The organism is Streptomyces scabichelini, assembly GCF_011045015.1.
GTDB lineage: Bacteria > Actinomycetota > Actinomycetes > Streptomycetales > Streptomycetaceae > Streptomyces > Streptomyces scabichelini.
This window is the reverse complement of the sequence record NZ_JAAKZY010000410.1, coordinates 1-3,445: the sequence shown is the minus strand read 5'-3', so window position 1 is coordinate 3,445 and position 3,445 is coordinate 1. Positions and strand designations below refer to the sequence as shown.

The 3,445-nt window shown below is 72.4% G+C and carries 3 protein-coding genes; all 3 read right to left on the bottom strand.

All coding sequences use genetic code 11. The annotated features are described in order from the left end of the window. A partial coding sequence (locus G5C60_RS50045; RefSeq protein ID WP_165270879.1) for a bifunctional copper resistance protein CopD/cytochrome c oxidase assembly protein occupies positions 1-2,060 on the bottom strand: 2,060 nt, incomplete at its 3' end. After that, the gene (locus tag G5C60_RS50040) at positions 2,050-2,637 is read right to left on the bottom strand and encodes a copper resistance CopC family protein (protein ID WP_165270877.1); all 588 of its coding nucleotides are present in this window, start codon (positions 2,635-2,637) and stop codon (positions 2,050-2,052) included. The genes G5C60_RS50045 and G5C60_RS50040, both read right to left, overlap by 11 nt. Before the next feature lie 85 nt (positions 2,638-2,722). Continuing rightward, on the bottom strand, positions 2,723-3,445 hold a 723-nt coding region (locus G5C60_RS50035), incomplete at its 5' end, for a hypothetical protein (RefSeq protein WP_338146159.1).

Below are 3,445 nucleotides of genomic sequence, written 5' to 3'. Positions count from 1 at the left end.
GCCGCGGTCTCGCCGGTGTTGTCGGGGGTACGCGGTGGTCGCACCGGCCGGGTGGGGCGGCGGTCGCGGGCGTGCAGGCTCGCCAGGTAGGCGTTGTAGGCGGCCAGCGGGTCGTTGCCGTCGCCGCGGTCGATCTTCCGGTCGACGCGGCGGGCCTCGCGCTGGTCGGAGCGGACCCACTGGATGGCCAGGATGATCGTGGTGATCAGTACGGGGATGTCGCCGGTGGCCCAGGCGATGGCGCCGGCGTCGTACTGGTCGTCCATCGGATACTCGACCCAGGGCCGCTCCAGCGCCGACCACCAGCCCTCGCCGATCAGCGCGCTGGAACTCATCAGCGAGATGCTGAACCAGGAGTGGAAGGGCATCGTCAGGATCAGTACGAAGAGCCGTCCCAGATGGGGTGGTCGGGCCGGCCCGGGGTCGATGCCGATGACGACCCAGAAGAACAGCAGTCCGACGGCCAGGAAATGCACCAGCATGAACAGGTGGCCCAGATGACTGCTCATCAGAGTCTCGAAGAGCGAGGAGTAGTAGACGACGAAGGCGCTGCCGATGAACAGCACGCTCGCCACCACCGGATGCGAGATGACCTTCACGTAGCGGCTGTGCAGGAGCTTCATCAACATCTCCCGCGGGCCGTCCGGCTCGCCCTTGGGGGCGCGGGGCAAGGCGCGCAGGGCGAGTGTGGCGGGTGCGCCGAGAACGAGCAGGATCGGCACGGTCATCGCGAGGATCATGTGCTGGCCCATGTGCACGCTGAACAGCACCTTGCCGTAGACCGCGAGCCCGCTCATGGTCGCCAGCACGGTCACCGCCAGACCCAGCAGCCACGAAATGGTGCGTCCGACGGGCCACTTGTCGCCGCGGGCCCGCAGCTTGCGCACGCCCGCCAGGTACAGCAGGGCGGCGGCCGCGGTGCCGAACGCGAACAGCGGGTCGAAGTGCCACTGGGTGAACAGCGGGGTCCAGGGGAAGTCGCCGAGTGGCGGAGGCATGGGGAAGCCCAGCAGTTCCTCGGTGGGGGAGAGCGCCGCTTCTGTGGCGCCGGGTGCCGGGGTGCGCGACAGGCCGACGGCGAGGCCCATCACGGCGGCCATGAGGAGGAGTTCACCGGCCGCGAGACGGACGAATGCCCGCCGTATGCCGTGCTTCAGGGCGGGCAGCGTGCGGTGGCGGTGCCACCAGCCGATGCCGCCCAGTACGGCAAGCGCCACCGCCTTGGTCAGCACCATCAGCCCGTACCGGCCGGTGAACACGTCACTCATGGACGGGAGGCGGACCGCGGTGTTGACGATCCCGCTGGCCGCGACCGCGAGCAGGGCTCCTGCGGCGAGCGGGCTGAAGCGCCGGGCCGCGTCCGCCGCCTCGTGCTCGCGGCGCGCGGCGACCACGAGGACGAAGACCAAGCCACCGACCCACAGGGCCACGCCGACCAGATGCAGGGCGAGGCTGGTGACCGCCGCGTCGTGGTTGCCCGCCGCCGAGGAGTGCCCGGTGAAGACCGGCGGCAGCAGTCCGGCGAGCGCGACCAGGAGAGCCAGGCGTGCCCAGCGCGCGGTGCCGATGCCCACGCAGAGCGTCGCGATCATTCCGGCGGCGGCCGTCATCAGGGCGTATGAGCGTCCCTGGGCGTCGGTCGTGACGAAGTCCGCCAGGACCGCTGCGGAAGCGACCTCTGCGACGGGCTGGGCGAACAGGTCCGAGAGCGTGAACACCAGCGCGGCGGCCGACGCGGCCGCCCACAATGCCGCCGCTGCCGCAGCCCAGTTGAGATAGCGCAGCTGCGTGTTGCTGAGCTTCTTGCCGCCCGGCAGCAGGACGACGACCAACAGCAGCGCGCCGACGGTGGCCACCGCGGCCGCGTCCGCGACCGTACGGGCAACGGGCAGTCCCCAGGCGGTCACCGCCCCGGCATCCGGAATGCCGGGGATCTCGACTGCCGCGCCGCCACCGGCCCACACGGCGACGACCGTCACCGCGACGGCGACGCCGACCGATGCGGCCAGCACGAGGGGCAGCTGCGGCAGCCGCCGGGTCTTGGTGGTCTCAGTGGCCATGACCGGCTCGCTTCCGCCGCGCCACATACCCGCCCGCGGCCGCCACGGCGAGCGCCGGCACACCGGCACCGATGAGCATGGTGACGCCCGCGTCGGAAGACTCCCCAGCAGCCGCATCCGCCTCGGTCTCCCGAGCCGGCGCATTGGCCGCCTCTGTGGAACGCGGCGACGGACTGGAGCTGCCCGTCGCCTGGACGGTGAAGGTGTACGAGCCCGAGACGGGATGTCCGTCGGCCGAGACGACCCGGTATCCCACCGTGTAGCGCCCGGCAGGGGAGCCGGTGTCGAGGGCGAGCGTGACCGCCTTGCCCGAGACCTGCGGCTCGCCCGTCGCGGCCGGCTTGCCGTCCGGCGCGGTGACGGCGATCTTGGCGTACTTCTGGGTCATCGCGTCGCTGGAGGTCAGCGTGACGCGCGGGGGCAGTCCGGCGAGCGTGGCGTTCGCGTCCGGGCTGCTGGTGTCGAGTTCGGTGTGGGCGGCAGCCTGCGGGGCGGTGACGGCCAGGACTGCCAGGGCGGCGGGTACGACGAGGGTGCGGGCCGCCGTGCGGGCGGCACGCCGGTCGGGGACTTTCATGACGCGGGACTCTCTGTATCCCCCGGCGACTCGGCCGCCAGGGATGGCGGAACCGGCCCGCCGGGCGGTCCTCGCGTCAGGCCCGTCAGGGCATGCAGGGAGCGCCGATCGGCGTCGGCCGGAAAAGGGCGAACGGACTGTGCCCGTGGCGCGGGGGAGCCCTTCCCTCGTGTAGCCGCACCAGCAGCGCCGACACCAGCGGTGAGGTGCTCTCGGCGAACACGGCCTGCGGCCCGGTGCCGTGACGACCGTTCAGGAGCGGCCAGAGGAACAGCAGCAGACGCCCCACAGCCGCCAGCAGCGGCCTGCTCTGCCACAGCAGCCGCTCCGTGATGCCCAGCAGGCGGGCGGCGAGCAGCAGCGTGACCAGGTGCCCGGCCAGCAGCACCCCGGGCGGCGGCCCGGCGACCGCTTCATGTTCCACCAGCCAGGACAGACCACCGAAGGCGCTGTCCTGCCCGGTCACCGCCGCGCAGGCTCCTGGCAGGGAGTAGGCGGCGTGGTAGGCGAGCTGCGCGAGGGCGAGCACGCCCAGCAGCTGGGTGTCGGTCAGCCGATATCGCGTCAGGACTGCCGCGCCTGGTACGGCGACCGCCGCCATCGCGGCCACAATGATCCACCGGGGCGTGTGCCCCTGCGACAGCACGTGCCCGGCCAGCGGCAGCCACACGCACAGCACCGCCAGAAGCCCGGCCCGCAGCCCGCGCAGCGCACCGGAGGCCGGCGAGCCGGGTCCTCGGAGACAGAGCGTGCGCATCAGATCGGGGCCTTCAGGAAGTCCCTCGCGGGGAGCGGACGGGGCGGCGGG

What these genes read in the sequence shown, in the direction of transcription:
- G5C60_RS50040 (WP_165270877.1), bottom strand. Translation starts at nt 2,637, where the DNA reads ATGAAAGTCCCCGACCGGCGTGCCGCCCGCACGGCGGCCCGCACCCTC.